Genomic DNA, 25,313 nt, shown 5'->3' on the forward strand with positions numbered 1-25,313 from the left:
GACTCGCCGGTGAAGGTGATCGCGTCCACCCCCGGGTGGCGGGTCAAAAACTCCCCCGCCGAATCCGGACCGAAGCCGTGCACCAGGTTGAACACCCCGTCGGGCACCCCAGCCGCGGCCATCACCTCGGCGAGCAGGGTCGCCGACGCGGGCGTCTCCTCACTCGGCTTCACGATCACGGCGTTGCCGCACGCCAACGCGGGAGCCACCTTCCAGGTGAGCAACAGCAGCGGCAGGTTCCACGGCACGATCACCGCCACCACACCGACCGGCTTGCGGACCGCGTAGTTCAGCGCCCGGCCGCCGGTCGGGGTGACCGTCGTGAACGACTCCGTCGGCGCCGTCGCCACGATCTCCGCGAACGCCCGAAAATTCGCCGCACCACGCGGAATGTCCAACGTGCGCGCCTGCGAAATCGACTTACCGGTGTCCGCGACCTCAGCAGTCACCAGGTCGTCGAAGCGGCGCTCCAACTCGTCGGCGACCCGACGCAACACCTCCGCGCGCTCCCGCTCCCCCATCCGACCCCACGGCCCGCGCAGCGCGGCCCGCGCGGCGGCAACCGCGTCGTCGACACATGCCTGGTCCGCCTCGGCGACCTCGAAGACCGGCTCGCCGGTGACGGGGCTGCGCTTCGTGAACCGCCGCCCGGCGTCGACGAACTCACCACCGACGAAGTTGCGCAGCAGGCCCGGGCCGTCGGGCGCCGCCCCGGCCATCAGGCGCGGGTCCCAGGTGACTGTCATCGACGCCTCCCTCGGTTGATCGCCACGCCGACCGCGCCGGCCAGCAGCGCCGCCGTCCCGGCGGCCACCGCCCCGAGCACCCGGTGCTGCCGGCGGACGCGCCGCACCACCTCGGCGTACGGGGTGGTGGAGAAGGACACCAGCTCGTAGCGGGACACGTACCGGCCCGGCAGCAGCCGCTCCAGCGCGTGCTCGACCTTCCGGCCGGCCTGGAACAGCGGCGAGGCGACCTTGTCCCGCATCTCCACGAAGTTGGCCAACGCCATCCGCGCGATGGCCTCGGCGTTGGCCTGCCGCCGCTGCTGGAACAGCGGCAGTGCCTCCGACCAGTCGTCGGCGCACTCGTCCAGGCAGCGGTCCAGCTCGACCACGTCCTCGAAGGCGCAGTTCGCGCCCTGGCCGTAGAAGGGGACGATGGCGTGCGCCGCGTCGCCGAGCAGGCCGACCTTCCCGTACGCCTGCCACGGCGTGCAACGGACGGTGCCGAGCACGCCCACCGGGTTGTGCTGGTAGTCGTCGACAAGGTTCGGGGCGAGCGGCGGCAGGTCGGGGTAGTGCTCGGCGAAGTGCCGCTCGATGGCCGCCGGGCTGCCCAGCGAGGCGAAGCTGGCGGTGCCGTGGGTGGGCCAGAAGAGCGTGCAGGTGAACGAGCGGTCCGGGTTCGGCAGCGCGATCATCATCGAGGTGCCGCGCGGCCAGATGTGCAGGGCCTCCGGGTCGAGGGCGAAGTCCCCGCCGAGCGGCGGGATCGTCAGCTCCTTGTAGCCGTAGTCGAGGAAGTCCACGCTCTCGGTCAGCAGCCCGTACGCCAGCAACTGCCCGCGCACCGCCGAGCCGGCGCCGTCGGCGCCGAGGACGACCGACGCGGTGGCCGCGACCGTGCCCTGCGGGGTCTCGAAGGTCATCTCGCCGCTGGTCGGGTCGAGCCCGACGAGCCGGTGGTCGAAGGCGACCCGCACCCCGGGCAGGCTGGTGGCCGCGTCCAGCAGGGCGTTGTTCAGCGCGCCCCGGCTGATCGAGTTGATCGCCCGGTCGCCGGAGGCGCTGTACGACTGGAACTGCGCCTCCCCCTCCACGGGGTGGATCATCCGGCCGCGCATCGGCAGCCCGTCCGCCAGCACCTGCTTGTCCAGGCCGATCCGGCGCAACGCGTCCAGACCGCGCTCGGAGAGCGCCAGGTTGATGGACCGCCCCCGCTCGACCGTGCCGGTGCGCGGGTCGGACCGCCGCTCGTAGAGCGCCACCGGGTAGCCGCGCCGGGCCAGGAAACAGGCCAGCAGGCAGCCGGCCAGGCCCGCGCCGACAACGGCGATCTCGTCCCGCTCCCTGGTCATGAGCTCACCTCCGCAACAGTGGCGGCCAGCGCGTCGGCGACCCGCCAGCAGTCGTGGAACGTGCAGTAGAGCGGCACCGGGGCGAACCGGATGATGTCGGGTTCCCGGGCGTCGGCGACCACGCCGTGCTCGTGCCGCAGCCGCTTGGCCAGCTCCGCCGCGCTGCCCGCGCCGATACGCACCGAGAGCTGGGACCCCCGCCGTTCCGGTTCACGCGGGGTGACCACGGTCAGCGGCCGGTTCGCGGTCACCTCGTCGAGCAGCCCCGCCAGGTAGCCGGTGAGCAGGATGCTGCGCTCGCGCAGCGCGGGCATCCCGACGGCGTCGAAGAGCTCCAGCGAGGTCCGCACCGGTCCCATCGCGAAGATCGGCGGGTTGGAGATCTGCCAGGCCTCGACGGTGGCCGGCGGCCGGGAGACCGGGGTCATCTCGAACCGGGTGGCCGACTCGGTGCTCCACCAGCCCTCGAAGCGGGGCAGGGTGGGGTCGCCGAGGTGCCGCTCGTGCACGAAGACACCGGCCAGTGCGCCGGGGCCGGAGTTCAGGTACTTGTAGGAGCACCAGGCGGCGAAGTCGACGTCCCAGTCGTGCAGGGCCAGCGGGACGTTGCCGGCGGCGTGCGCCAGGTCCCAGCCCACCACGGCCCCCGCCGCGCGGCCGGCGGCGGTGATCGTCGGGATGTCCATCAGCTCGCCGGTGAGGTAGTTGACCCCGCCGAGCAGCAGCAGTGCCACGGTGTCGCCCTCGGCGGCCAGGTAGTCGGTCACGTCCTCGGTGCGCAGGGTGTCCTCGCCGGCGCGCGGCCGCAGCCGGACGACGGTGGCGTCCGGGTCGAGGCCGTGGAAACGGGCCTGGCTACGCACGGCGTAGCTGTCCGAGGGGAAGGCGCTGTCCTCGATGACGATCCTGGTCCGCGCCCCGGCCGGCCGGTAGAAGCTGACCATCAGCAGGTGCAGGTTGACCGTCAGGGAGTTCATCACCACGACCTCCGCCGGGGCCGCGCCGACAAGTCGGGCGGCCGGCGCCGTCAGCAGCTCGTGGTACGGCAGCCAGGCGCGTTCCGCCTCCAGGTGCCCCTCGACGCCGAGCCGGCGCCACGCGTCCAGGTCGGCGAGGAGTTCGTCGCGGGTGGCCCGGGGTTGCAGGCCCAGGGAGTTGCCGGCCAGGTACGCGGCGTCCCGGAAGCGCCCGCCTTCGGCCGGCGGCACGTGGAACAGGTGGCGGTGCCCGGGATGGGCGGCGTCGAGGCGGCGCGCCTCGGCCTCGCCGGCGGCGAACCCGGACGACGCGGGTGTGGGGTGGTTCATATGGTTCTCTCGCTCTCGGGTCACATCGCGGTCCGGGCCGACCACAGCTCGGGGAAGACCACCCGGGCCATGCTGCGCTGCAACCACGCCAGTCCGGCGGAGCCGCCGCTGCCGACCTTGGCGCCCATCGTCCGTTGCACCGCCTTGACGTGGTGCTGCCGCCAGTCGCCGAACTGCTCGGCAACCTCGGTCAGCGCCTCGCCCAGCAGCCGCAGGTGGTTCTCCGGGCCGGGCTCGGCGTAGATCCGCACCCAGGCCGCCTCGACGTCGGCGTGCGGCTCGTGCTCGGCGTTGACGTCCCGGTCGAGCAGGTCGGCCGGCAGGTCGTGGCCGTGCCGGGCCAGCAGGGCGAGCACGTCGTCCCAGAGGCTCGGGGCCGCCAGGGTGGCGCGCAGCTCGGCGTACACCTCGGTCTGCCGCCGGAACGGCCGGATCAGCGTCTCGTCGCGGAGGCCGAGCAGGAACTCCAGGTGGCGGTACATCGCCGACTGGAAGCCGGAGCCCTCGCCCAGCAGGTTGCGGAACCGGTTGAAGTCGGCCGGGGTCATCCAGCGCAGCCCCTTCCAGGCCGCGTTCAGCCCTTCGAGGTGCAGCGCGGCCCGGCGCAGCGGGGCCAGCGCGTCCCACACCCGGTCGGCCCGCAGCAGCCGCTGCGTCTCGCGCAGCTCGTGGCAGGTCAGCCCGAAGTACAGCTCCATGATCTGGCTGACCATCAGGAAGGACATCTCGCCGGGGTCGTCGCTCAGCGGCTGCTGCAACCGGTGCAGCGTGCTGGCGTGCACGTACGAGTCGTACGGCACCCGCTCGGCGAATTCCAGCGTCGGTTCGCCGCCGTTGCGGGCGGCGCGGGCCGCGCGCTGCCGCGGGGTCGCCGGTCGCACGGCCGGCTTGGCGGGTACGCGCAGGTCGGTCTGCTCCACCGGTGCCTCCCTCTGCTCTCCGTCACCCGGCACGGCCGACGGTCGGCCGTTTGCGGGGATGACCGATATGTTCTCTCGGCACAACCCCCGAACGGAATGCCGGATCAACGGCTCTCACCCCCTCTGACCTGCGGCGCGGAAGGCATGAGCCGGTTTCGGGTTGGAGAAAGTAAGGTCGCCGCATGGACGACATGGACTGGGCGCTGCTGCGGGAACTGCAGGCCGACGCACGCCTCTCCTTCAGCGAGCTCTCCCGGCGGGTGCACCTGTCGCCGCCGGCCGTCGCGGAGCGGGTCCGCCGGCTGGAGGAATCCGGAGTGATCACCGGCTACCACGCCCACGTGGACCTGACCCGGGCCGGCCGCACGGTGGTCGCGCTCATCCGGATGTCCTGCTACGGGTCGCGGTGCATCCTGCACGACCCGGACGTGCCGAACTGGCCGGAGATCCTGGAGATCCACCGGATCACCGGTGACGCGTGCAGCATGCTCAAGGTCGCCGCCGGGTCGATCGACGACTTCGAGGCGGTCATCGACCGGCTCGCCCCGTACGGCCAGCCGTCCAGCACGATGGTGCTGTCCAGCCCGCTGGAGTGGCAGCCCGTCACCCCGGCCGACCGAGGCCGTTGACCCGTCCCCCATGTTTGCCCCCGGGCCAGCGGGAAAGCAGGCCCTGTTGCCCGGGGAGGATTCCGGTGATCGTCACCGGAAGGGGGGATCATGCCGGTGCTCACAGCGTTCCAACGTGCCCTGACCAGCGTCCTGACCGTATTGGGCCTGGTCGGGGCGTTCGTCCTGATGACCGTCGCGCCCGCGTGGGCGGGTGAGAACACCTTCGTCGAGGTCGTGCCCAACAGCGCGCAGGCCGGTACCCGGGTCAGTATCCGGGCCAGTTGCGACAACGCCAACAACCGCCAGGCGACCGTCCGTTCCGACGCGTTCGGCGGCCCGGTGGTGGTGCGGCCGGACAACGGCTTCCTGACCGGCCAGGTCACCATCCCGGGCAACAAGCAGCCCGGCGACTACCCGGTCGACCTGCGCTGTGACAACGGCAACACCGCGACCACCACGCTCACGGTGCTGAACATGGAGCAGCCCAGCAAGGGCCCGGCGACCGGGGCCGGCGGCACCGCCGGCGCCTCGGGTACGGGCACGATGCTGCTGGTCGGCGGCCTCGCGGTGGTGGGCCTGGCCGTGGGCTTCGGCTTCTTCGGCAACCGCCGCCGGACCGGGACCGGCTCCTGACCCGCCGTCGCCATGGCCGGCTCCCACAGGCGTACCAGGCGATCGGGTCCGGACCGGGTCCGGACGACCGGCCGGCGGGCGGCGCGGGCGTCCCGCCGGGCGGTGGTCGCGGTCACCCGGCGGCTGCGGCGGGTGGCCGGGGAGGCGGTGTCGGCGAGCGTCGCCACCACCGACCCGGCGGCCGGTCCGCTGCCCGCCCAGCCCCGGTACCGGCGCGTCCCGGCCGGTAACCGCCGGTTGGTCACCGGCCGGGGGCCCGGCCTGCCGGTCCTGGTGATCGGGACGCTGATGGCATTGATCGTCACGATGCTCGGGGTGGAGCGGATCGCCGGCGTGAGCGTGTTGCCGGACCGCTTCCTCGCGGGGCTGCGGCCCGCGCCGAAGAAGTTCCCGGTGCTGCCCGCCAGCCGGCCCGTCGGCATCGCCATCGACCCGATCGACGTCCAGGCGCCCGTGCACGACGTGGGCATCGCCCCGGACGGCAGCATCGCGGTGCCGGACGCCGCCCGCGCCCAGGAGGCCGGCTGGTACGACCAGGGGCCGACCCCGGGTCAGTACGGCCCGTCGGTGATCGTCGGGCACGTCGACACGACCACCGGGCCGGCGGTCTTCCACAGGCTGCGGGACCTGCGGGACGGGGACCGGATCGAGGTCGCCCGGCAGGACCGCTCGGTGGCGATCTTCGAGGTGGACTCGGTCGAGCGGTTCGACAAGGACAGGCTGCCGGTCGACGAGGTCTTCGGCGACTTCAGCCGCCCCCGGTTGCGCCTGATCACCTGCGGCGGACGCTGGGTGGGCGGGCAGACCGGTTACGCCGACAACGTGGTGGTCTTCGCGTCGCTGGTCCGGGCCCGTACCGCCTGACCGGCGGCCGGGTCGGGCAGCCTCGGGCTCCCGGGGCAGGCGGCCTTCAGGGCTCGTGGGTCAGGCGGCCTCGGGCTCCCGGGTGAGGCGGCCCTCGGGCTCGCGGAGGTCGAGCCAGTCGGCCCAGCGCGGGTCCGGCGCCCGGTGGCCCAGCACCCGCCAGGCCGCGCCCTTCGGGGCCGCCGGCACCGCGTGCAGCCGCCAGCCCAACTCGGCCGGCGTCTTGTCGCCCTTGGTGTGGTTGCACCGGGCGCAGGCCGCCACGACGTTCTCCCAGGCGTGCCGGCCGCCCCTGCTGCGCGGGAAGACGTGGTCGATGGTCTCGGCGGGGCCCCGGCAGTAGGCGCAGCGCCAGCCGTCCCGGGCGAAGATCGCCCGGCGGGAGAGCCCGACGTGGGTGCGGTAGGGCACCCGCACGAAACGGGTGAGCCGGACGACCGAGGGCACCGGGAGCGCGTCGCGGGCGCTGTGCAGGATGCCGTCGCCGTCGGCGACGCAGACCGCTTTGGCGGAGAGCACGAGGATGGCGGCACGACGCACCGACACGACGCACAGCGGCTCATAGGTGGCGTTGAGGACCAGCGCACCGGAGCCCACCGTGGGTCGTATGTCAGGCATCGCGCTCACCCTCCCGGTTCAGCGGCCCCCTGCTCGCCACCGCCGGCCGGGAACGGGCACAGCGACCCACCGCGGCCGACGCCGGCCGGATCACCGACGTCCGTGCGCCCATCGTCCCTGATCGGCCCCCGGATTGCACGCACTAATGCAGGAAGCGGTCTATTGATCATCTCGAATCGGACAGGACCGACCTCACGGCACCAAGACGACCCTCAACGGCTGGCGACGTTCTGCACCCGTTTCCGCGCTCAGTTGCGCCCGATCCACGGCCCGATGATCTTGCAACGGCATGGATGGCTACCGCTCGAGGCCAGCCGGGCACAACAGATCCAGCAGGTGGCTCTCGTGTCGCGGGCCCTTCCCCGGCGGACACCGCCGCAGCAGGCGTCGCGACCGACCTGGACCGGCTACGGGGCCGACTCCTGGGCGACCCGGCCCGACCACAGCGGCTACCACCCCTCCCAGGTGCCGGGTCCAACCTGACCCTGGACTGCGGTGGCGGCTGGCGCGGGAGTCGTCTGCTCGGGCAGGGCGGGCACCGCCCCACGCTGAGGCCGCGGGGGCCTGACGGGCCATCCTCGGGTCCGCGGGCCGAGGTCGGTACCAGCTACAGCTTCGCCGTGTGCTGCGGGGTGACCGGCCGTTAGACCGCACGCCCCCGGCCTGACACGGCGACTGCCGCTTGCGGACCGCCCCTTGGGACCATGTGCGCTGGATGCCAAAGGACAACCGGCGCCGCAGCCTGCCTGGGCAACTTCTCCGGCCCCAGGTTCGCCAATTGATTGAGCCCTCTCACCGGGGCGCGAGCGGACCAACGTGCCGATCGACCAGCCGACGACCGCCCCGGATCATGTCGGCCGAACGACCAAGCAAGGGCTCTGCCATCACCCGCCGACATCCCACATCCTAGATTCGTCCGCGAGGGAACTTGTCCCAGACCTTGTTTACAACTTCGAGGGCCCAGTTTGCGACGGCCGTCGTCGACAACGAGTCCTCATCTTGCCATTCGACCAAGGTCTCTGACCTGGCATTCACGATGGAACTGTAGTACCGATTGGGCCCAGCCCGGTAGTCATGACTGAACTCCACCCTGTCTTGAATCCACCCCCCGGCCAAGTCGTTGTAACGGAATAGCTTGTCCCCCATTCGCACCCCCTGAGTGGTCAATTCTATTTGATACGACCAGTCACTTCTTATCTTCGAGCGCAACCGCCGCTTGGTCATGATGAATCCGATAAGGTTGTAGTCGTTCGGAGACCGCCTCCCCCCACGGTAAACAACGACTTCGTCCGAGTTGAGCGCGTTTTTGTCATAGGGAATGCCTCCGGCCATGGCCACAAAGTCACCAGCGATGTTTTGGCCAGAACCATAGCGATCCTTCCCTCGGCGCAATTCATCTACGATGATCGAAGACGTTGCAGCTGACGAAAACCGAGCAATTGACTGCGAAGTGATAGCGAGATGGTCCCGGTATTCGTTCGCCCTACCGGAAGCAGCCAAGATGCCGACCACGTAGTCGTCGTCGCCGGTCAGGGCAAACAAGGGTGACCCACTAAAGCCGGGCTGAGCTGCGATAGCACTGTCTGCGACCATGTCAACTTGCATGCGCCCACCCCCCACAGAACCCCGCACGGTTGCCGTCCCCCAGGCGCCGGTCTGTGTTCGAGGAGGATTTCCGGGATAACCGAAGATGTCCACTAAAGACCGGACAGGAGGTGCCACCGGCAGCAACGAAGCTATTCCGGTTCCCGGCGGCAAACGCTGCCCTTTGACGGGGCGAAGTTCGGCCAAGTCCTGCTGGCCGACGCCCTTGCCAAGCGAGGGAGGAGACCATGCCGACACCTGCATTTTGATGACACCTGAAGACACCAGGAGCGGAAATTCCACTCCTATCAACTCATCTTCCGTGGGTTTGATCGGCCGAGCCAGCTCTCGATCAAGCGCGGTATTGACAACATGAGCGCAGGTGATCAGCCTACCTGGACCTACCACGCAACCAATACCGGCCGTCTCCCCTGTCGAGAGTTTGACAATTTTTCCTATCACCGCGGCTCGATCGATCGCCATCTCTACTGGCTGCCCCACTTCATCCTGATCAGAAGCTGGAACTCGAATTTACTCTTCGCGAGAACAACACCCGCGTCTCCCCCCAGTTTGATACCAAACTCCACCTCGGTCCCGTCAGGGGAGAGCCCGTCGAGCGCCTCTCGAATCGCAATCACGGCCGGCCTCACGGTGGCTAGCGTCTCATTCAAGGTCGCAGTGCTTTTCTTTATCAGCCGCGACCCTGAAGAATACTCGAATTCCTGGTCTCCACTGGAGCCGAAATCATCCACCTCGACCAGTATTGAGGAGGCGGGTGAACCGGGCACGTCAATCTCGTATGACAGATACTTTTCCATGTCCCGTCCTGCTAGTCGAAGGCTTCGTTCATGATGGACGGACGAGTTCAGCATTTCAAGCACCCTCCAGCTGGGCTTGCACTCACACTTCGAGACGCGACCGATGGGTGACTTTTGTCTGAATACGCACACCCGCCTTCCTCAAGATCGGAAGCGGCTGCGCCAGATGATCGTTAAGAACGTCTCCGCAGGTGAACGCGGGGATGCCGCAATGGTTCGGAGCTGGAACGTCACTAATGCCAGAAGCCGGTGGGCATCGCAAATGGGCGGATCTTCCCCTGGGCAGGGCCGGCCCTTTCCGGGCCCCTTGACTTCTGCACCGGTTCCGGGCTCTGTCATGCCGGATCTGCGCCCGCTTACGCATCGAGCTGAGCACCGACCCGAGTTCTTCTGCCCTCGCTGCTGCGGCGGGCGCAGGCGCCGGCCGCGGCTGCGGCGCCGGCGACGAGAGCCCCGGGTGGAGGCACCCGGACGGGCGCGGCCCGGCCGGTCAAGGCTCGGTGCTGATGGGCGCCCGCCCCGGCACCCAAGATCGTGCTCGACCCTGGATCGGGTGGTCACCCGAGTGCCGAATGCCACTCGATGCCGGATCGAGCACGATCTTGCGCTGCGGGTCGAGCGACGTGTGAAGGCGAGTGTTCCGGCGATTTCGTGGCAAGTGGGGCGGACGCCCCCACTACTCTCTGTTTCGTTCCGGGTGGATGCCCCGCACGATGCTGTGCCCCGGCACTCTGATGCAGAGCGCTCCCGGCTCCGCGCCGCACACCGGGCACGGCCGCCAATCCATGATCGGGCCAGGGTCGTGCCCGAGTTCGCGGGCCACCTGGCTGATCTCCTTCGCCGCTTGGTGCAGGTCCTCGTCGCGATGGTGGGTAGCGGCTCTGTGGACCTCGCGCACGGCTTCGATCCCGCGCCTTTCCCTGTCGCCTGGCACGGCAGGGCGTTCCCTGGCCGCGGGTGCGCAAACCGCCACGGGCCAGGTGGGCAACTCCAGGACTGGACGACCTCGGGGAGGGTCGGCCGGAAGCCGCGGTGGCGGGTGCGGTACGAAGACAGGGTGACCGTTGCCAGCCTGACGCTGTCCGCCCTGCCCGCCGTCGAGGCGCCGGAGACGGACCCGTCACCGGCCTGCCTGGACGACGTCCTCTGCAAGGGCGTGTACGACGTGACCGGTTCGGTGTGGTTCGCCGAGGGCAGCTACTGGATCCTGCTCAAGCCGCTGCGGATCGTGATGATCCTGCTGCTCGCGGTCGCCGCCCGCTGGCTGGTGCACCGGACGATCAGCCGGCTGGTGCGCACCACCACCGACGCCGGCGTACCGACCATGCTGCGTCCGCTGCGCGAGCGGATCCCGACCGCCGCCGCCGAGCCGGGCGAGTTCGTCCCGGAGCGGCGCCGGCAGCGGGCCGAGGCGATCGGATCGGTGCTGCGCAGCCTGACCACGGCGTTCATCTTCGGCATCGCGTTGCTGATGGTGCTCAAGGAGTTCAGCTTCGACCTGGCCCCGCTGCTGGCCAGCGCCGGCATCGCCGGCGTGGCCCTCGGCTTCGGCGCGCAGAGCCTGGTCAAGGACCTGCTCGCGGGCCTGTTCATGCTCATCGAGGACCAGTACGGCGTCGGGGACACCGTGGATCTCGGCGAGGCGACCGGCGTGGTGGAGGCGGTCGGGCTGCGGGTCACCACCGTCCGCGATGCGCGGGGCGTGCTCTGGTACATCCGCAACGGCGAGATCATCCGGGTGGGCAACAAGAGCCAGGGCTGGGCCCTGGTGGTGGTCGACCTGCCGATCGGCTTCGCCGGCACGGAGGAGGCCACGGCCGTGCTGCGGACCGCCGCGGCGTCGGTGGCGATGGACCCGGATCTGGCTCCGGAGATCGTCGAGGAGCCGGAGGTGCTGGGCGTCGAGCAGATGACGGTCGACGGCGCGGTCATCCGTACGGTGGTCAAGACGACCGCCGACGGCCAGTTCGCGGTGGGCCGGGAGCTGCGTCGCCGGCTGGCCGAGGCGCTGGAGAACTCCGGCATCACCGCCAAGATCGCCGCCGCCCGGCTCTATCCCGGCCTGCCGGTCCGCGTCCCCGGTGAGACCGGTCAGGGCGGCGCCACCTGAGGTTCCGGGCGACGAGAAGCCGGGGGTCGCGGGCCAGGTGGCCCCTCGGGTATCGTCCGTTCGTTCAGTCGGAGATGCGACGATCAATCCGTTCGCCCTAGCCACTCGTCGGACGATCGGGCAGAATCCGGTGCACGCGCTTCCCGGAGCGTGATCAACGTCCTCGCTGATCCTCAGATCTGACGACGGTTCCCGGGCCGTCCATCACGAGTGGCCCGCCCAGGGGAACGATGGAGGCGACGGTGCCCGACGAGCGACCATCCCCGGAGGGGCCCGCAACCTTCCGTGAGGTGTTCGCCAACCGCGAGTACGGCGCCGTCTTCGCGGCGAGCGCCCTCTCCTGGATCGGCGACTACATCGCCAAGGCCGCGGTCACCCTGCTGGTCTACGAGGAGACCCGGTCGGTCGCGCTCTCCGCCGCCGCCTTCGCGGTCAGCTACCTGCCGTGGCTGGTCGGTGGTCCGCTGCTCGCCACCCTGGCCGAGCGGCACCGCTACCGGCAGGTGATGGTGGTCTGCGACCTGGCCCGGATGGCGCTGATGCTGGGCATCGCGATCCCCGGGACGCCGGTCGAGCTGGTCCTGGCCCTGCTCTTCGCCACCACGCTGGCCAACCCGCCCAGCCAGGCCGCAAAGTCCGCGCTGCTGCCCCAGATCCTCACCGGCGACCGCCTGGTGCTCGGGTTGTCGCTCAACGGCAGCGTCGGGCAGGCCGCGCAGGTCGTCGGCTACCTGGCTGGCGCCGCCATCGCGGCGTTCAACCCGACCGCCGCACTTCTGGTGAACGCGGCGACCTTCGCCCTGTCGGCGGCGCTGGTCCGCTTCGGCGTGGCGGACCGCCCACCGGCGATGTCGGCCGCGCACCGCAGTCACCTGCTGCGGGAGACCGGCCAGGGCTTCCAGATCGTCTTCGGCACGCCGGTGCTGCGGGCCATCGCCGTCCTGGTGTTCACCGCCATGCTCTTCTCCGTGGTGCCGGAGGGCCTGGCCGCCGCGTGGGCGAGCGAGCACGCCGACGGCATGGACGCGGGCGTGGCCCAGGCGGTCATCATGGCGGCCAACCCCGTCGGCTTCATCCTCGGCGGATTGATCGTCAGCCGGGCGTTCGGGCCGGATCGCCGGCTGACCCTGATGCGGCCACTGGCGGTGCTCTCCCCGCTGGCCCTGGTGCCCGCCCTGCTCGACCCGCCGCCGCTGGTGGTGGCGCTGCTCGCGGCGGCCTGCGGGTTCGCGGTCGCCGGCATGCTGCCGGTGGCCAACGGCCTCTTCGTCCGGGCCCTGCCCGACGGCTTCCGGGCCCGCGCCTTCGGCGTGATGGCCACCGGCGTCCAGGTGATCCAGGGCATGGCCGTCCTGGTCACCGGGTTGCTGGCCGAGCGCTACTCGATCCCGGTCGTGGTCGGCGTGTGGAGCGCGGTCGGGGTCCTGCTGATGTCGCTCGCCGCCCTGCGCTGGCCGAGCCGGGCGACGATCGACGCGGCCGTCGCGGCGGCCCAGCAGGGCGGCGTGGTGGCCCAGCAGGGCGGCGCAGTAGCCGCGCAGGGCGGCGGGGTCGCCCCGCAACGGGCGGGCGGGGCGGCGGGTCAACCGGCCGGTCCCGTCACCCCGGCGAGCATGCCGGGGCGACCCGAGGACGATCGGCGCGGCGAGTCGGTGGCCCACTGGGCGGTAGCGCCGGCGCGGCAGGACACCGGCGGCGCACGGTGACCCGGCACACAGCCACCACGGGCCGGCCGGCCGACACGGCACCTGGCAGGATGGAACGGTGAATGCCGTAGGTGATTCCGATCGGCCCGGCGCGTCGATGACCCTCTTCGAAGCGGTCGGCGGCGAGCCCACCTTCCGCAAGCTGGTGGACGAGTTCTACGCCGGGGTCGCCGACGACCCGCTGCTGCGCCCCATGTACCCGGAGGAGGATCTGGGCCCGGCCGCCGACCGGCTGACCCTGTTCCTCATGCAGTACTGGGGCGGCCCCAACACGTACTCGGCCCAGCGGGGCCACCCCCGGCTGCGGATGCGCCACGCGCCGTACCGGATCGGTGCCGCCGAGCGGGACGCGTGGCTGCTGCACATGCGCCGCGCCGTCGACCGTCTCGACCTGCCGCCGGAGATCGCCACCGCACTGTGGGACTACCTGGAGCGGGCCGCGTACTTCATGGTCAACGTGATGGAGGATCCGGCGGGGCCGGCCTGACCGGGCTCGGCCCGCCGGGCGCCGGACGGCTCAGAGTAGCGCGCCCTCGTCGTGCAGCCAGTCCACGAAGCTGGTGGCGACCGCCGCGCCACAGTCGAGCATCTCGACCAGGAGCGCGTCGTGCGCCCCGGCGCCGAACGGCACCTGCAACTCCGCATAGATCGGCAGCTGGCCGCGCTCGGTCGGGTCGCCGATGTAGGCCTTGCAGAAGCGGCGGGTGTGGTTCCACTCGTTGACCACCCGGTAGGCGCGGTCGGCCCAGTCCGGCGGCACGGTCGCGTGTGGACGGGCCCGCATCACCAGGATCTCGTCTTCCGGGCCTTCCAGGGTGACCAGCACCGCGTGCCGCTCCCACATGGCCAGCAGGTTGCCGTCGCCATCGGCCAGGTAGCGCACGTCGAGCAGGTCGAGCGCGTCGCAGACGCGGCGCAGGGTGACCGGCTCGACGGTGGCGGGCATGTCCGCGATCACGGCTCGCTCCGCTGGCGTGCAGTCGTCTCCCGGCTGTCGGGGGGTCGGTGGCCCGACCCGGACGGTGCTCTCCACTGTGATCCCACTCCGCCTTTCCGGATCACCGCCGCCATTGGCGGGACCGGGGCGCCATGACCACCACGGCATCGCTCGCGCACCTCACTCCCCAGCGGATCCACTCGCCTACGGTGCGTTGGATCCGAGGAAGGACGGTACCCGGACAGCCGACTTGAAGCACCCCCCTAACGGTAGCCCCAGGACAGAAGAATGACTACGGGTCATCCGAACGGATGATCTCAGACGGGCCGCACGACGAGATCGGTGGCCTTCTGCGACCAGATCGCTCCGTACGGTCCAACAAGTCCGACCCAACGGCCAGCCAATCGCACCTGGACGTCCCCCTCGCCGCCCGGCCCGGCGACCTCCTCGGCGGCGCCGAGGAAGCCCATCCGGACCAACCCCTGCACCATCCGCTGGGTCACCTCGACCGACGCGCCAGGCGGATCGTCCGGGGTGACCACCACGGGGACGTGGTCGAGCAGCGCGTCACGCAGCGCCCGCTGACCGACCGCGCGCCCGGCCACCCCGTTGGTGCTCGCCTCGCGCAGGGCGCCCGCCGCCGCCACCGCGATCCGCCGCAGCTCCCCGCCCGGCAGCGTCTCCACCCGGCGGCTCGCCGCCGGCGGCAGCGGCCACCGCCACCGCTCGTCGCGACGAGCCGGCAGCGCCCCGCCGCCCGCCGCCAACTCGGCGAGCAACTCGCCGGCCGCCACCGTGACGTCGCCGGGGCCGTCGCCGGCCACCGTACGGACGGCCAGCACACCCCACGGCAGGTGCCCCCAGAGGGCCGTACGCCCCGCCGCGCCGCCCGACCGGAGCCGGACCGGCGCGGCGCGGTCCAGCCGGACGAGGCGGGCGAGGAAGGCCCCTGCGTCGGCGGCGTCCACGATCCCGTGCCCGCCGCCGGCCGTCCCGCCACCGGCCACGCCCGCCGGGGTCGCCCGCGCGCCGACCGGGTCGCCGGCCGACGTCACGCCGCGCCGCCCGACGGGGCGTACGTGAGCAGGAACGTCCGCTCCTCCGGGGTGATCCGCCGGGGCCGCTGCCGGGTCAGGTCGAACGGCACCAGCACGGAGCGGGCGCGGCTGGCCAGCACCTCGCCGTCGAAGAGCTCGTAGGCCACCGTGAAGGAGGCGCCCCGGATCTCCTCCACCCACAGCTCGATACGCACGGTGGGGGCCGCCTCCGCGGTGGCCCGGCCGAGGGCGTACTCGACCGGGCGCAGGTAGTCGATCTCGTGTCGACTGATCACCACCCCGTCGGCGAAGGAGCCCACTCCCCACGCCTTGCCGCCGGCGAACATCAACGCCACCCGCGCCTCCTCGTAGAGAGTGAGGAAGCGCGAGTTGTTGACGTGGCCGTACGCGTCCAGGTCGGACCACCGCAGCGTGCAGTGGTAAACAAAGCGGTCGCTCATGTCCGGCGGCAGCCCGTGCCTAGTCCCGGGTCAGCTTGCGGTAGGTCACCCGGTGCGGCCGGGCCGCCTCCGCGCCGAGCCGGTCGATCTTGTTCTTCTCGTACGCCTCGAAGTTGCCCTCGAACCAGAACCACTTGGCCGGGTTCTCGTCGTCGCCCTCCCAGGCCAGGATGTGCGTGGCGACCCGGTCCAGGAACATCCGGTCGTGGGAGATGACCACGGCGCAGCCGGGGAACTCCAGCAGCGCGTTCTCCAGGCTGGAGAGCGTCTCCACGTCCAGGTCGTTGGTCGGCTCGTCGAGCAGGATCACGTTGCCGCCGATCTTCAGCGTCAGCGCGAGGTTGAGCCGGTTGCGCTCGCCGCCGGAGAGCACCTTCGTCGGCTTCTGCTGGTCCGGCCCCTTGAACCCGAACGCCGCGATGTACGCCCGCGACGGCATCTCGACCTTGCCGACCATCAGGTGGTCGAGCCCGTCGGAGACGACCTCCCAGACCGTCTTGTCGCCGGCCAGGCCCTGCCGGTTCTGGTCGACGTACGACAGCGAGACGGTCTCGCCGACCCTGACGTCGCCGCTCGTCGGCTGCTCCAGCCCGACGATGGTCTTGAACAGGGTGGTCTTGCCGACGCCGTTGGGGCCGATGATGCCGACGATGCCGTTGCGCGGCAGCGAGAACGACAGGTTGTCGATCAGCACCCGGTCGCCGAAGCCCTTGGTCAGGGTGTGCGCCTCGATGACCGTGTTGCCCAGGCGCGGGCCCGGCGGGATCTGGATCTCCTCGAAGTCCAGCTTCCGGGTCTTCTCCGCCTCGGCGGCCATCTCGTCGTACCGGTCGAGGCGGGCCTTGGACTTGGTCTGCCGCGCCTTGGCGTTGGAGCGGACCCACTCCAACTCCTCGGTGAGGCGCTTCTTCATCTTGGCGTCGCGGCGGCCCTCGACGGCCAGCCGGGCGGCCTTCTTCTCCAGGTACGTGGAGTAGTTGCCCTCGTAGCCCACCGCCCGGCCGCGGTCCAGCTCCAGGATCCAGCCGGCCACGTTGTCGAGGAAGTACCGGTCGTGGGTGATCGCCATGACGGTGCCGGCGTACTTCGCGAGGTGCTGCTCCAGCCAGGAGACGCTCTCCGCGTCCAGGTGGTTGGTGGGCTCGTCGAGCAGCAGCAGGTCGGGCGCCTCCAGCAGCAGCTTGCACAGCGCCACCCGGCGGCGCTCACCCCCGGAGAGCTGGGTGACGTCGGCGTCCGGCGGCGGGCAGCGCAGCGCGTCCATCGCCAGTTCGAGCTTGGAGTCGATGTCCCACGCGTCGGCGTGGTCCAGCTCCTCCTGGAGCCGGCCCATCTCCTCCATCAGCTCGTCGGAGTAGTCGGTGGCCATCTGCTCGGCGATCTTGTTGAACCGCTCCAGCTTGGCCTTGGTCTCGGCGACCGCCTCCTCGACGTTGCCGAGGACGGTCTTGGCGTCGTTGAGCGGGGGCTCCTGGGCGAGCAGGCCGACGGTGTAGCCGGGCATCAGCCGGGCCTCGCCGTTGCTCGGCCGGTCCAGCCCTGCCATGATCTTGAGGAGGCTGGACTTACCGGCGCCGTTCGGGCCGACCACACCGATCTTGGCCCCCGGCAGGAAGCTCAGCGTCACGTTGTCGAGCACGACCTTGTCGCCGTGCGCCTTGCGCGCCTTTTCCAGGACGTAGATGTACTGGGCCACGGTGCGGGCTACCTCCGTAGGTTGCGACTGGGGGCGTGCGGGCGCGGGCTCCGACTCCGCCCGCCGCCGCCGGCCGCAGGTCGGCCGCGCGCACGCCGTCGTCAATCCTGACAGGTACGCGCCGCCGCGCCCACATCACCCCGCCCCCGCGTGCCGCACCCCCGCGCCGCCCGACGTGGCTGTCGGCACGATCACGTCCGGGGTTGGACGGTCGGGGGAAGGGTAGGTGACTCGGGCACGGGGCCCCAGACGCCGCAGCTACGCTCAGTACGCTCATTCGCGGTTGACCCGTCAGCACCCGGAGGTGGCCGAACGTGACCGTCCGCAGCTCCTTTGTCGTAGTGGCGAACCGGCTACCGGTCGACGAGGTGAGCACCCCCGAGGGACGGCAGTGGCGTCGCAGTCCCGGCGGGCTGGTGACCGCCCTGCACCCCGTCCTCGCCGAGCACCAGGGCACCTGGGTCGGCTGGGCCGGCGGCACCGGCGCCGCGCCCGAACCGTTCGACCTGGAGGGCATCCGGCTGCACCCGGTGCCGCTGAGCGCGGAGGAACTGGAGCGCTACTACGAGGGCCAGTCCAACGCGACGATCTGGCCGCTCTACCACGACGCCGTCGAGACGCCGGCCTACAAGCGCCGCTGGCGCGAGGCGTACCGCCTGGTCAACGCCCGCTTCGCGGAGGCCGCGGCGGAGGTCGCGGCCGAGGGGGCGACGGTCTGGGTGCAGGACTACCAGCTCCAGCTCGTCCCGGCGATGCTCCGCGAGCTGCGGCCCGACCTGCGGATCGGCTTCTTCCTGCACATCCCGTTCCCGCCGATCGAGCTGTTCATGCAGATGCCGTTCCGCACCGAGATCCTGCGCGGCCTGCTCGGCGCCGACCTGGTCGGGTTCCAGCAGCGGCTCGCCGCGCAGAACTTCGTCCGGCTGGCCCGGCACCTGCTCGGGCTGCGCTACGAGGGGCAGATGATCCAGGTCGACGGCCGCCAGGTGAAGGCCGGCGCGTTCCCGATCTCCATCGACACGAAGGAGATGGAGCGGCTGGCCGCCGACCCGGCGATCCAGGCGCGGGCGAAGGAGATCCGCGAGGAGCTCGGCAACCCGAAGACGATCGTCCTGGGCGTCGACCGGCTCGACTACACCAAGGGCATCGAGTTACGGCTGAAGGCCTTCCGCGAGTTGCTGGCTGACGGAAAGTTGACAGTTCCCGACGCGGTTATGGTGCAGGTCGCCACGCCCAGCCGCGAGCGCGTGGAGCACTACCAGGCGCTTCGCGTCAAGGTGGAGCGGGAAGTTGGTCGGATTAATGGCGAATTCGGCAGGGTCGGCGTGCCGGCGGTGCATTATCTGCATCAGTCGTACAGTCGCACTGAACTGGCCGCGATGTACGCCGCCGCCGACGTGATGATGGTGACCCCGCTGCGAGATGGAATGAATCTGGTAGCCAAGGAGTACGTCGCATCGCGTGCGGACCAGGGCGGTGCACTCGTGCTCAGCGAGTTCGCCGGCGCCGCCACGGAGCTGCGTCAGGCGTTCCTGTGTAACCCGCACGACCCTGACGCGGTCAAGGACGCCCTGCTGCGGGCCGTGCATGTCGAGAAGCCGGAGGCACGCCGCAGAATGCGGACAATGCAACGCCACCTACGCACCCACGACGTGGGGCACTGGGCTAAGTCGTTCCTCACTGAGCTCGGTGTGCCTCAGACGGAGGACGCGTGAACGCCGCCACCGACATCGTCACCCCGGCGGCCGGCACCATGGACCCGGAGCTACGCGCGGCCATCGGCCGGATCGCCCGGGTACCCCAGCTTCTGATCGCCTGCGACTACGACGGCACCCTGGCGCCGATCGTGGAGGACCCGAGCAAGGCCGTGCCGCTGCCGGAGTCCGTTGCCGCCGTCCGGGCGCTGGCCGCCCTGCCCCAGACCACCGTGGCGGTGGTCTCCGGGCGGGCGCTGCGCGACCTGGCCGCGCTCTCGCGGCTGCCCAGCGAGGTCCACCTCGTCGGCAGCCACGGCTCCGAGTTCGACATCGGCTTCGTCGAACGACTCTCCCCCGAGCTGATCGCGGTCCGCACCCGGCTGCGCGACGCGCTGCGCGAGATCGCCGCCGTCCATCCGGGCATCCGGCTGGAGCGCAAGCCGGCGAGCGTCGCCGTGCACACCCGCGGGGTGGACCCCGAGGTCGCGGCAGCCGCCGTCGAGGCGGTCCGCAACGGCCCCGCCACCTGGGACGACGTCACGGTCACCCAGGGCAAGGAGGTCATCGAGCTGTCGGTGGTCGCCACCCACAAGGGCACGGCCGTCGACCAGCTGCGCACCCAGCTCTCGGCCAGCGCGGTGCTCTTCATCGGCGACGACGTCACCGACGAGAACGCCTTCGGCAACCTGCACGGGCCGGACGTCGGCATCAAGATCGGCCCCGGCGACACCCAGGCGGGTTACCGGGTCGCCGAGCCGATCGAGGCCGCCCGCGCCCTCGGCCTGCTGCTGGAGACCCGCCGGCACTGGCTCTTCGGCGAGCGGGCGGTGCCGATCGAGCGGCACTCGATGCTGGCCAACGGGCGGACGGTGGCCCTGCTCACGCCCGAGGCCAAGGTCACCTGGCTCTGCCACCCCAAGCCGGACTCGGCGGCGATCTTCGCCGACCTGGTCGGCGGCAGCCCGGCCGGGCACTTCAGCGTCGCGCCGGAGCGTGGGGGCATCCCACTGGGGCAGCGCTACCGCTCGGGCACGATGACCGTCGAGACCCGCTGGTCGGGCCTGACCGTCACCGACTGGCTCGACAAGCCGGCCAAGGAGACCACGCCGGACGGCCCGGCCGTCGTCACCGGCGACTCGACAATGGTCCGGGTGCTCACCGGCTCGGGCCGGGCCCGGCTGGAGTTCGCGCCCCGGCCCGAGTTCGGCCAGGTCGCGGTGCAGTTGCAGCCGGTCGGCGACGGCCTGCTGGTGCTCGGCTCCAACGAACCGGTCGCGCTCTACTCGCCCGGCGTCGAGTGGGAGGTCGCCAACGACGGCGGCTACGAGACGGCGAAGGCCGTCGTCGACCTCTCCGCCGCCGGTGGCCAGGTCGTGCTGGAGCTGCGCTTCGGCACGCACAGCCTGGAGCACCACCGGCTGCCGGTGCACGAGCGGCAGTCCCTGGCCGAGCAGCCGTGGAAGGACTGGGTCGCCACCCTGCGCCTGCCGAGCACCGCCCGCGACCTGGTGGTACGCAGCGCGCTGACCCTGCGCGGGCTCTGCCACGAGGCCACCGGCTCGATCCTGGCCGCTGCGACCACCTCGCTGCCCGAGGAACTGGGCGGGGTCCGCAACTGGGACTACCGCTACTGCTGGCTGCGGGACGCGGCGATGACCGCGCGGTCCCTCGTCGACCTGGGCTCGATCGAGGAGGCCGAGGCGCTGCTGCGCTGGGTCGACGGGTGCATCGAGCGCACCGGCGGGCACCCGGAGCGGCTACACCCGCTCTACACGGTCGACGGCTACGAGCTGGGCGCCGAGGCGGTCATCGACACGCTGCCCGGCTACGCCGGCTCCCGGCCGGTCCGGGTCGGCAACCTCGCCAACCACCAGCTCCAGCTCGACGTCTTCGGCCCGATCGCGGACCTCATCGCGGCCGTGGCCGACGCCCGTGGCTCGGTCCGCGAGGACGAGTGGCGGGTGCTGGACAACATGGTCGAGGCGGTCCGCCGCCGCTGGCACGAGCCCGACCACGGCATCTGGGAGGCCCGCCTGCCTCCGCGGCACCACATCTTCTCCAAGGTGATGTGCTGGATGACCGTCGACCGGGCGCTGCACGTCATGCGCCAGCACGGCGGCGAGGACCGGCCGGAGTGGGTGGAGCTGCGCGACCGGATCGGCGCCAACGTGCTGGAGTACGGCTGGCACGAGGCCGTCGAGGCGTACAGCGTGGCGTACGGGGACGAGGACATGGACGCCTCGTCGCTGTGGATCGGGCTGTCCGGCCTGCTCCCCGGCGACGATCCGCGTTTCCTCTCCACCGTGCTGCGGATCGAGGCGGACCTGCGCAGCGGCCCGGTCGTCTACCGCTACCACTGGGACGACGGCCTGCCCGGGCGCGAGGGCGGCTTCCACATCTGCACGGCGTGGCTGGTCGAGGCGTACCTGCGCACCGGCCGGCGTACCGACGCCGAGGAGCTGTTCAACCAGATGGTCGACACCGCCGGCCCGACCGGCCTGCTCCCCGAGCAGTACGACCCGCTGGCCGAGCGCGGGCTGGGCAACCACCCGCAGGCCTACAGCCACCTCGGCCTGATCCGCTGCGCCCTGCTGCTGGACAACATGCTCAAGCAGTGACCTGACCAGCAACGACGGCGGCCGGAGGAACTCTTCTCCGGCCGCCGTCGTTCATCCCGTCACACTCTGCCCGGAAACCCCTCAGGTCCAGCCCCGGCGAGGGCGTCGACCACGTCCCCCAGCACCACCACCGCGGGCGGGCGCAGCCCCGCCGCCGCCACGTCGGCGGCCAGCGCCCCGAGCGTGGAGCGGAGCATCCGCTGCGCCCCGGTCGTCGCCTCCTGCACCACGGCGGCCGGTGTCTCCGCCGGCCGGCCGTGCGCCACCAGCGTCGCGGTGATCGCCGCGAGGTTCTTCAGCCCCATCAGCACGACCAGTGTGCCGCGCAGCCCCGCCAGCGCGTCCCAGCGGACCAGGGAGGCCGGTGAGTCGGGCGCGACGTGCCCGGAGACGACGGTGAACTCGTGGGCCACACCCCGATGGGTGACCGGGATTCCGGCCACGGCCGGGGCCGCGATCGAGCTGGTCACCCCAGGCACCACGGTCACCGGCACGCCGGCCGCCGCGCAGGCGAGCAACTCCTCGCCGCCCCGGCCGAAGACGTACGGGTCGCCGCCCTTGAGCCGTACCACGAACCGCCCGGCCAGGGCCCGGTCCACCAGGATCCGGTTGATCTCCTCCTGGGCGCGGGAGGGGCCGTACGGGATCTTGGAGGCGTCCACCAGCTCGACGTCGGGGCGCAGTTCGTCCAGGAGCAGCCCGGGCACCAGCCGGTCGGCCACCACCACGTCCGCCGCGGTGAGCAGCCGCCAGCCCTTGACGGTGATCAACTCCGGGTCACCAGGCCCGGCCCCCACCAACGCGACCCGCCCGCCCCCGGTGTGTGGAAGGGACCCTTCCTCCACCGCAGGCGTCGACAGGGTGCCCTTCCTCACATCCAGGAGGTCGCGGATCGCGTCGCGGACGGTCATCGCCCGGCGCGGGTCGCCCCCGCCCAGCACCGCCACCGTCACCGGCCCCTGCCGGGTCACCGCCGGGGTCCAGGCGGTGGCGGCGGCGCGGTCGTCGGCGCGTACGCAGAAGATGCGCCGCTCGGCGGCTGCGGCGCTGACCGACGCGGCGGCCAGCGGGTCGTCGACCGCGACCTGCACCAGCCACGCCCCGTCCAGGTCGTCGGGGGCGAACCGGCGCGGCGCCCAGTGCAGCCGCCCGGCGTCGACGTGCGACCGCAGCGCCGGCGTCAGCTCGGGCGCGACGAGGAAGACGTGCGCGCCGGCGTCGAGCAGCGCCGGCACCCGCCGGGTGGCCACCGTGCCCCCGCCCACCACGACCACCCGGCGGCCGGCGAGCCGCAGGCCGAGCGGGTACGGGTTGCCGCCCACCACGCCGGGCGGACCGGTTCGCTCGCTCACTTCTCGGCCACCCCCGCCGAGTCGAAGGTCGCGACCTCGTGCAGCACCCGGACCGCGCCGGTGACCACCGGCAGCGCCAGCAGCGCGCCGGTGCCCTCGCCGAGGCGCAGTCCGAGGTCGATCAGCGGTTCCAGGCCCAGCCGGCGCAGCGCGACCGTGGCGCCCGGCTCGGCGGAGCGGTGCCCGGCCACCATGGCGCCCACGGCGTGCGGCGCGAGGGCCGCCGCGGCGAGCGCCGCGGAGACCGCGATCACCCCGTCCAGCAGCACCGGTGTCCGGCGGGCGGCGGCGCCCAGGATCAGCCCGGTCAGCGCGGCGTGCTCCAGGCCACCGACGGCGGCCAGCACGCCCAGCGGGTCCGCCGGGTCGGGGGCGTGCCGGCGCAGCGCGGCCCGCACCACCTCCACCTTGCGGGCGTACGTCTGGTCGTCGACCCCGGTGCCCCGGCCGGTCGTCTCCGCCGGGTCGAGGCCGGCGAACGCGGCGATCAGGGCGGCGGCCGGCGTGGTGTTGCCGATGCCCATGTCGCCGGTGAGCAGGATGCCGGCCCCGGCGTCGAGCAGTTCGTCGGCCACCCGGATGCCGGTCTCCACCGCCGAGCGGACCTCGTCGCGGGTGAGCGCGGCGGTCACCGACAGGTCCCGGGTGCCGGGGCGGACGTTCGCCGCGACCAGCCGGGGCACATCGCGCGACGGCAGGCTGCCGGCCGGGGCCCGGGTGAGCGGGATGGCCGGCGGGCCATCGGCGGTCGGGGTGGCCGCCGGGCCGGCGGCGGCCGGGATCGGGGTGGCCACGCCGACGTCGACCACGGTGACCGAGGCGCCGGCCTGCCGGGCGAAGGCGTTGACCACCGCGCCGCCGGCCAGGAAGTTGCCGATCATCTGGGCCGTGACCTCCTGCGGCCAGGGGGTCACCCCCTGGGCGTGCACGCCGTGGTCACCGGCGAAGATCGCGACCGCCGCCGGCTCGGGCAGCGGCGGCGGGCAGTGCCCGGCCAGGCCGGCGAGGCGTACGGAGAGGTCCTCCAGCGCGCCGAGGGAGCCGGCGGGCTTGGTCAGCCGCCCGTGCAGCTCCCGGGCGGCGGTCATCGCCGGCTCGTCCGGCGGCCGGATCGCCGCGATCGTGGTCTCCAGCATCATGCCTCCATGATCTCCGCCAGTACCTCGGTGAACGCGTCTGTGGTGGCCGGGTCACGGACGGCGATCCGCAGCCAGTCCGGGCCGAGGCCGGGGAACGTGTCCCCCCGGCGCACCGCCCAGCCGCGCTGCCGCAGGGCGGCCCGCACGTCGGCGGCCCCGGGCATCCGCACCAGCACGAACGCGCTGGCGGGACGGCCGGCGACGCGTACGCCCGGCAGGGCCGACAGACGGGCGACCAGGTGGTCGCGGTCGGCGGCGAGCCGGGTGGCGATGGCGCGCTCGGCCTCGACCGCGACGGCGGTGGCGCAGGCCGCCGCGGCGGCCAAAGCCGGGGTGGAGACGGCCCAGAGCGGCTGGGCGGCGGCCAGCCGCGCCAGCAACTCCGCGTCGCCGAGCAGGTAGCCGATCCGCAGGCCCGCCAGGCCCCAGGTCTTGGTGAGGCTGCGGACCACCAGCAGGCCGGGCAGGTCGCGCCGGGCGGCCAGCGACTCCGGTTCGCCGGCCACCCCGGGCGCGACGGTGGTGTCGGCGAACGCCTCGTCGACGACCAGGACCCGGCCGGGCCGGGCCAGTGCGGCCAGGTCGGCGGCGGGGTGCAGCACCGAGGTCGGGTTGGTCGGGTTGCCGATCATCACGAGGTCGGCGTCGGCGGGCACCCGGGCCGGGTCGAGCCGGAAGTCGTCGTCGGCGTCGAGCAGGACCCGGTCGACCTGGTGCCCGGCGGCACGCAGCGCCGCCTCCGGCTCGGTGAACTGCGGGTGCACCACCACGGGCCGGCGCACCCCACGCAGCGCCCGGGCGAGCAGCACGAAGCCCTCGGCCGCGCCGGCGGTCAGCAGCACCTCGGCGGGCGGGCGGCCGTGCCGGGCGGCGACGGCGGCCCGGGCCGGGCCGGGATCGGGGTACGCGGCGAGGTCGCCGAGTGCGGCGGTGATCGGGTCGGCCAGCCAGTCCGGCATGGCGGCACGCCGTACGTTGACGGCGAGGTCGACCAGCCCCGGCCCGACCTCGGCGTCACCGTGGTGGGTGAGGTCGGGCTCGGAGAGGGTTCCGGTCGGCTGACCACGCATGCCCGCGATCCTGCCGGGAAGGCGGCGCGCGGGACAGCGGATCCCGGCGTGGGCA

Annotated in this window: 22 protein-coding genes; 8 read left to right on the top strand and 14 right to left on the bottom strand. The window is 72.1% G+C overall.

Annotated features, from left to right (window positions below; genetic code table 11):
* The 4 genes from ABZ809_RS27165 to ABZ809_RS27180 form a co-directional block, all read right to left on the bottom strand.
* The coding region (locus tag ABZ809_RS27165; RefSeq protein WP_357565501.1) for an aldehyde dehydrogenase family protein at window positions 1-719 on the bottom strand (719 nt) is incomplete at its 3' end.
* A 23-nt stretch (window positions 720-742) separates the two neighbouring features.
* Entirely contained in the window at window positions 743-2,080 is a 1,338-nt protein-coding gene (locus ABZ809_RS27170) for an NAD(P)/FAD-dependent oxidoreductase (RefSeq protein WP_357565441.1), read from the bottom strand.
* The gene (kynU, locus tag ABZ809_RS27175) at window positions 2,077-3,387 is read right to left on the bottom strand and encodes a kynureninase (RefSeq protein ID WP_357565442.1); all 1,311 of its coding nucleotides are present in this window, start codon (window positions 3,385-3,387) and stop codon (window positions 2,077-2,079) included. Before kynU ends, ABZ809_RS27170 begins: the two co-directional genes overlap by 4 nt.
* Before the next feature lie 20 nt (window positions 3,388-3,407).
* Window positions 3,408-4,307, bottom strand: a complete 900-nt coding sequence (locus tag ABZ809_RS27180) for a tryptophan 2,3-dioxygenase family protein (protein WP_357565443.1) — start codon at window positions 4,305-4,307, stop codon at window positions 3,408-3,410.
* A gap of 182 nt (window positions 4,308-4,489) precedes the next feature.
* Here ABZ809_RS27180 and ABZ809_RS27185 point away from each other — a divergent pair, with 182 nt between their 5' ends.
* The 3 genes from ABZ809_RS27185 (at window position 4,490) to ABZ809_RS27195 (ending at window position 6,415) form a co-directional block, all read left to right on the top strand.
* The gene (locus tag ABZ809_RS27185; protein ID WP_357565444.1) at window positions 4,490-4,936 is read left to right on the top strand and encodes an Lrp/AsnC family transcriptional regulator; all 447 of its coding nucleotides are present in this window, start codon (window positions 4,490-4,492) and stop codon (window positions 4,934-4,936) included.
* Window positions 4,937-5,026: 90 nt separating this feature from the next.
* Window positions 5,027-5,551, top strand: a complete 525-nt coding sequence (locus tag ABZ809_RS27190; RefSeq protein ID WP_357565445.1) for a hypothetical protein — start codon at window positions 5,027-5,029, stop codon at window positions 5,549-5,551.
* 12 nt (window positions 5,552-5,563) lie between these two features.
* Entirely contained in the window at window positions 5,564-6,415 is an 852-nt protein-coding gene (locus ABZ809_RS27195) for a class F sortase (RefSeq protein WP_357565446.1), read from the top strand.
* 60 nt (window positions 6,416-6,475) lie between these two features.
* Here ABZ809_RS27195 and ABZ809_RS27200 read toward each other — a convergent pair whose 3' ends face one another.
* From ABZ809_RS27200 to ABZ809_RS27210, 3 genes are all read right to left on the bottom strand, one after another.
* A complete protein-coding gene (locus ABZ809_RS27200; protein ID WP_357565447.1) occupies window positions 6,476-7,033 on the bottom strand; it encodes an HNH endonuclease in 558 nt (185 codons plus the stop codon).
* A gap of 906 nt (window positions 7,034-7,939) precedes the next feature.
* Complete coding sequence (locus tag ABZ809_RS27205) at window positions 7,940-9,100, bottom strand: serine protease (RefSeq protein WP_357565448.1); 1,161 nt, start codon at window positions 9,098-9,100, stop codon at window positions 7,940-7,942.
* A gap of 2 nt (window positions 9,101-9,102) precedes the next feature.
* Window positions 9,103-9,435 carry a CU044_2847 family protein gene (locus ABZ809_RS27210; RefSeq protein WP_357565449.1) on the bottom strand — a complete coding sequence of 111 codons (333 nt, stop codon included), beginning with the start codon at window positions 9,433-9,435 and terminating at the stop codon, window positions 9,103-9,105.
* Window positions 9,436-10,492: 1,057 nt separating this feature from the next.
* Here ABZ809_RS27210 and ABZ809_RS27215 point away from each other — a divergent pair.
* From ABZ809_RS27215 to ABZ809_RS27225, 3 genes are all read left to right on the top strand, one after another.
* On the top strand, window positions 10,493-11,545 hold the full coding sequence (locus ABZ809_RS27215; RefSeq protein WP_357565450.1) for a mechanosensitive ion channel family protein: 1,053 nt from the start codon (window positions 10,493-10,495) through the stop codon (window positions 11,543-11,545).
* Window positions 11,546-11,775: 230 nt separating this feature from the next.
* Entirely contained in the window at window positions 11,776-13,251 is a 1,476-nt protein-coding gene (locus tag ABZ809_RS27220; RefSeq protein WP_357565451.1) for an MFS transporter, read from the top strand.
* A gap of 97 nt (window positions 13,252-13,348) precedes the next feature.
* Window positions 13,349-13,738: a globin gene (locus ABZ809_RS27225; protein ID WP_357565452.1), complete on the top strand. Its 390-nt coding sequence runs from the start codon at window positions 13,349-13,351 to the stop codon at window positions 13,736-13,738.
* A gap of 30 nt (window positions 13,739-13,768) precedes the next feature.
* On the opposite strand, the gene ABZ809_RS27230 is transcribed toward ABZ809_RS27225, so the two are convergent.
* The 4 genes from ABZ809_RS27230 to ettA all read right to left on the bottom strand — a co-directional run bounded on the left by ABZ809_RS27230 (window position 13,769) and on the right by ettA (window position 17,382).
* Entirely contained in the window at window positions 13,769-14,356 is a 588-nt protein-coding gene (locus ABZ809_RS27230; RefSeq protein ID WP_357565453.1) for a YbjN domain-containing protein, read from the bottom strand.
* 149 nt (window positions 14,357-14,505) lie between these two features.
* A complete protein-coding gene (locus tag ABZ809_RS27235; protein WP_357565502.1) occupies window positions 14,506-15,195 on the bottom strand; it encodes a hypothetical protein in 690 nt (229 codons plus the stop codon).
* A 44-nt stretch (window positions 15,196-15,239) separates the two neighbouring features.
* Window positions 15,240-15,686: a thioesterase family protein gene (locus tag ABZ809_RS27240; RefSeq protein ID WP_357565454.1), complete on the bottom strand. Its 447-nt coding sequence runs from the start codon at window positions 15,684-15,686 to the stop codon at window positions 15,240-15,242.
* Window positions 15,687-15,705: 19 nt separating this feature from the next.
* Window positions 15,706-17,382, bottom strand: a complete 1,677-nt coding sequence (ettA, locus tag ABZ809_RS27245; RefSeq protein WP_357565455.1) for an energy-dependent translational throttle protein EttA — start codon at window positions 17,380-17,382, stop codon at window positions 15,706-15,708.
* Between the two features lie 314 nt (window positions 17,383-17,696).
* On the opposite strand from ettA, the gene ABZ809_RS27250 reads away from it, so the two are divergent.
* Window positions 17,697-19,097 carry a trehalose-6-phosphate synthase gene (locus ABZ809_RS27250; RefSeq protein WP_357565456.1) on the top strand — a complete coding sequence of 467 codons (1,401 nt, stop codon included), beginning with the start codon at window positions 17,697-17,699 and terminating at the stop codon, window positions 19,095-19,097.
* Window positions 19,094-21,697: a trehalose-phosphatase gene (gene otsB / locus ABZ809_RS27255; protein WP_357565457.1), complete on the top strand. Its 2,604-nt coding sequence runs from the start codon at window positions 19,094-19,096 to the stop codon at window positions 21,695-21,697. The genes ABZ809_RS27250 and otsB overlap by 4 nt, the downstream gene beginning before the upstream one ends.
* 59 nt (window positions 21,698-21,756) lie before the next feature.
* Here the strand turns inward: otsB and cobA are convergent, their stop codons facing one another.
* Genes cobA through cobC form a run of 3 tightly spaced genes read right to left on the bottom strand, consistent with a single transcriptional unit; the run spans window position 21,757 to window position 25,258 of the window.
* Complete coding sequence (cobA, locus tag ABZ809_RS27260; protein ID WP_357565503.1) at window positions 21,757-23,019, bottom strand: uroporphyrinogen-III C-methyltransferase; 1,263 nt, start codon at window positions 23,017-23,019, stop codon at window positions 21,757-21,759.
* A gap of 26 nt (window positions 23,020-23,045) precedes the next feature.
* Entirely contained in the window at window positions 23,046-24,185 is a 1,140-nt protein-coding gene (locus tag ABZ809_RS27265; RefSeq protein ID WP_357565504.1) for a nicotinate-nucleotide--dimethylbenzimidazole phosphoribosyltransferase, read from the bottom strand.
* Window positions 24,185-25,258 (bottom strand): Rv2231c family pyridoxal phosphate-dependent protein CobC, encoded by a 1,074-nt coding sequence (gene cobC, locus ABZ809_RS27270; protein WP_357565458.1) that lies wholly within the window; start codon window positions 25,256-25,258, stop codon window positions 24,185-24,187. Before cobC ends, ABZ809_RS27265 begins: the two co-directional genes overlap by 1 nt.
* Between the last annotated feature and the right edge of the window lie 55 nt (window positions 25,259-25,313).

Origin of the sequence: Micromonospora sp. NPDC047074, from assembly GCF_040643815.1 — a bacterium.
Taxonomy (GTDB): Bacteria; Actinomycetota; Actinomycetes; order Mycobacteriales; family Micromonosporaceae; genus Micromonospora.

What these genes read in the sequence shown, in the direction of transcription:
- ABZ809_RS27265 (WP_357565504.1), bottom strand. Translation starts at nt 24,185, where the DNA reads ATGCTGGAGACCACGATCGCGGCGATCCGGCCGCCGGACGAGCCGGCG.
- ABZ809_RS27225 (WP_357565452.1), top strand. Translation starts at nt 13,349, where the DNA reads ATGACCCTCTTCGAAGCGGTCGGCGGCGAGCCCACCTTCCGCAAGCTG.
- cobC (WP_357565458.1), bottom strand. Translation starts at nt 25,258, where the DNA reads ATGCGTGGTCAGCCGACCGGAACCCTCTCCGAGCCCGACCTCACCCAC.
- ABZ809_RS27240 (WP_357565454.1), bottom strand. Translation starts at nt 15,686, where the DNA reads ATGAGCGACCGCTTTGTTTACCACTGCACGCTGCGGTGGTCCGACCTG.
- ABZ809_RS27170 (WP_357565441.1), bottom strand. Translation starts at nt 2,080, where the DNA reads ATGACCAGGGAGCGGGACGAGATCGCCGTTGTCGGCGCGGGCCTGGCC.
- ABZ809_RS27230 (WP_357565453.1), bottom strand. Translation starts at nt 14,356, where the DNA reads ATGCCGTGGTGGTCATGGCGCCCCGGTCCCGCCAATGGCGGCGGTGAT.
- ABZ809_RS27205 (WP_357565448.1), bottom strand. Translation starts at nt 9,100, where the DNA reads ATGGCGATCGATCGAGCCGCGGTGATAGGAAAAATTGTCAAACTCTCG.
- ABZ809_RS27210 (WP_357565449.1), bottom strand. Translation starts at nt 9,435, where the DNA reads ATGGAAAAGTATCTGTCATACGAGATTGACGTGCCCGGTTCACCCGCC.
- kynU (WP_357565442.1), bottom strand. Translation starts at nt 3,387, where the DNA reads ATGAACCACCCCACACCCGCGTCGTCCGGGTTCGCCGCCGGCGAGGCC.
- ABZ809_RS27195 (WP_357565446.1), top strand. Translation starts at nt 5,564, where the DNA reads ATGGCCGGCTCCCACAGGCGTACCAGGCGATCGGGTCCGGACCGGGTC.
- ABZ809_RS27190 (WP_357565445.1), top strand. Translation starts at nt 5,027, where the DNA reads ATGCCGGTGCTCACAGCGTTCCAACGTGCCCTGACCAGCGTCCTGACC.
- ABZ809_RS27200 (WP_357565447.1), bottom strand. Translation starts at nt 7,033, where the DNA reads ATGCCTGACATACGACCCACGGTGGGCTCCGGTGCGCTGGTCCTCAAC.
- ABZ809_RS27185 (WP_357565444.1), top strand. Translation starts at nt 4,490, where the DNA reads ATGGACGACATGGACTGGGCGCTGCTGCGGGAACTGCAGGCCGACGCA.
- ABZ809_RS27220 (WP_357565451.1), top strand. Translation starts at nt 11,776, where the DNA reads ATGGAGGCGACGGTGCCCGACGAGCGACCATCCCCGGAGGGGCCCGCA.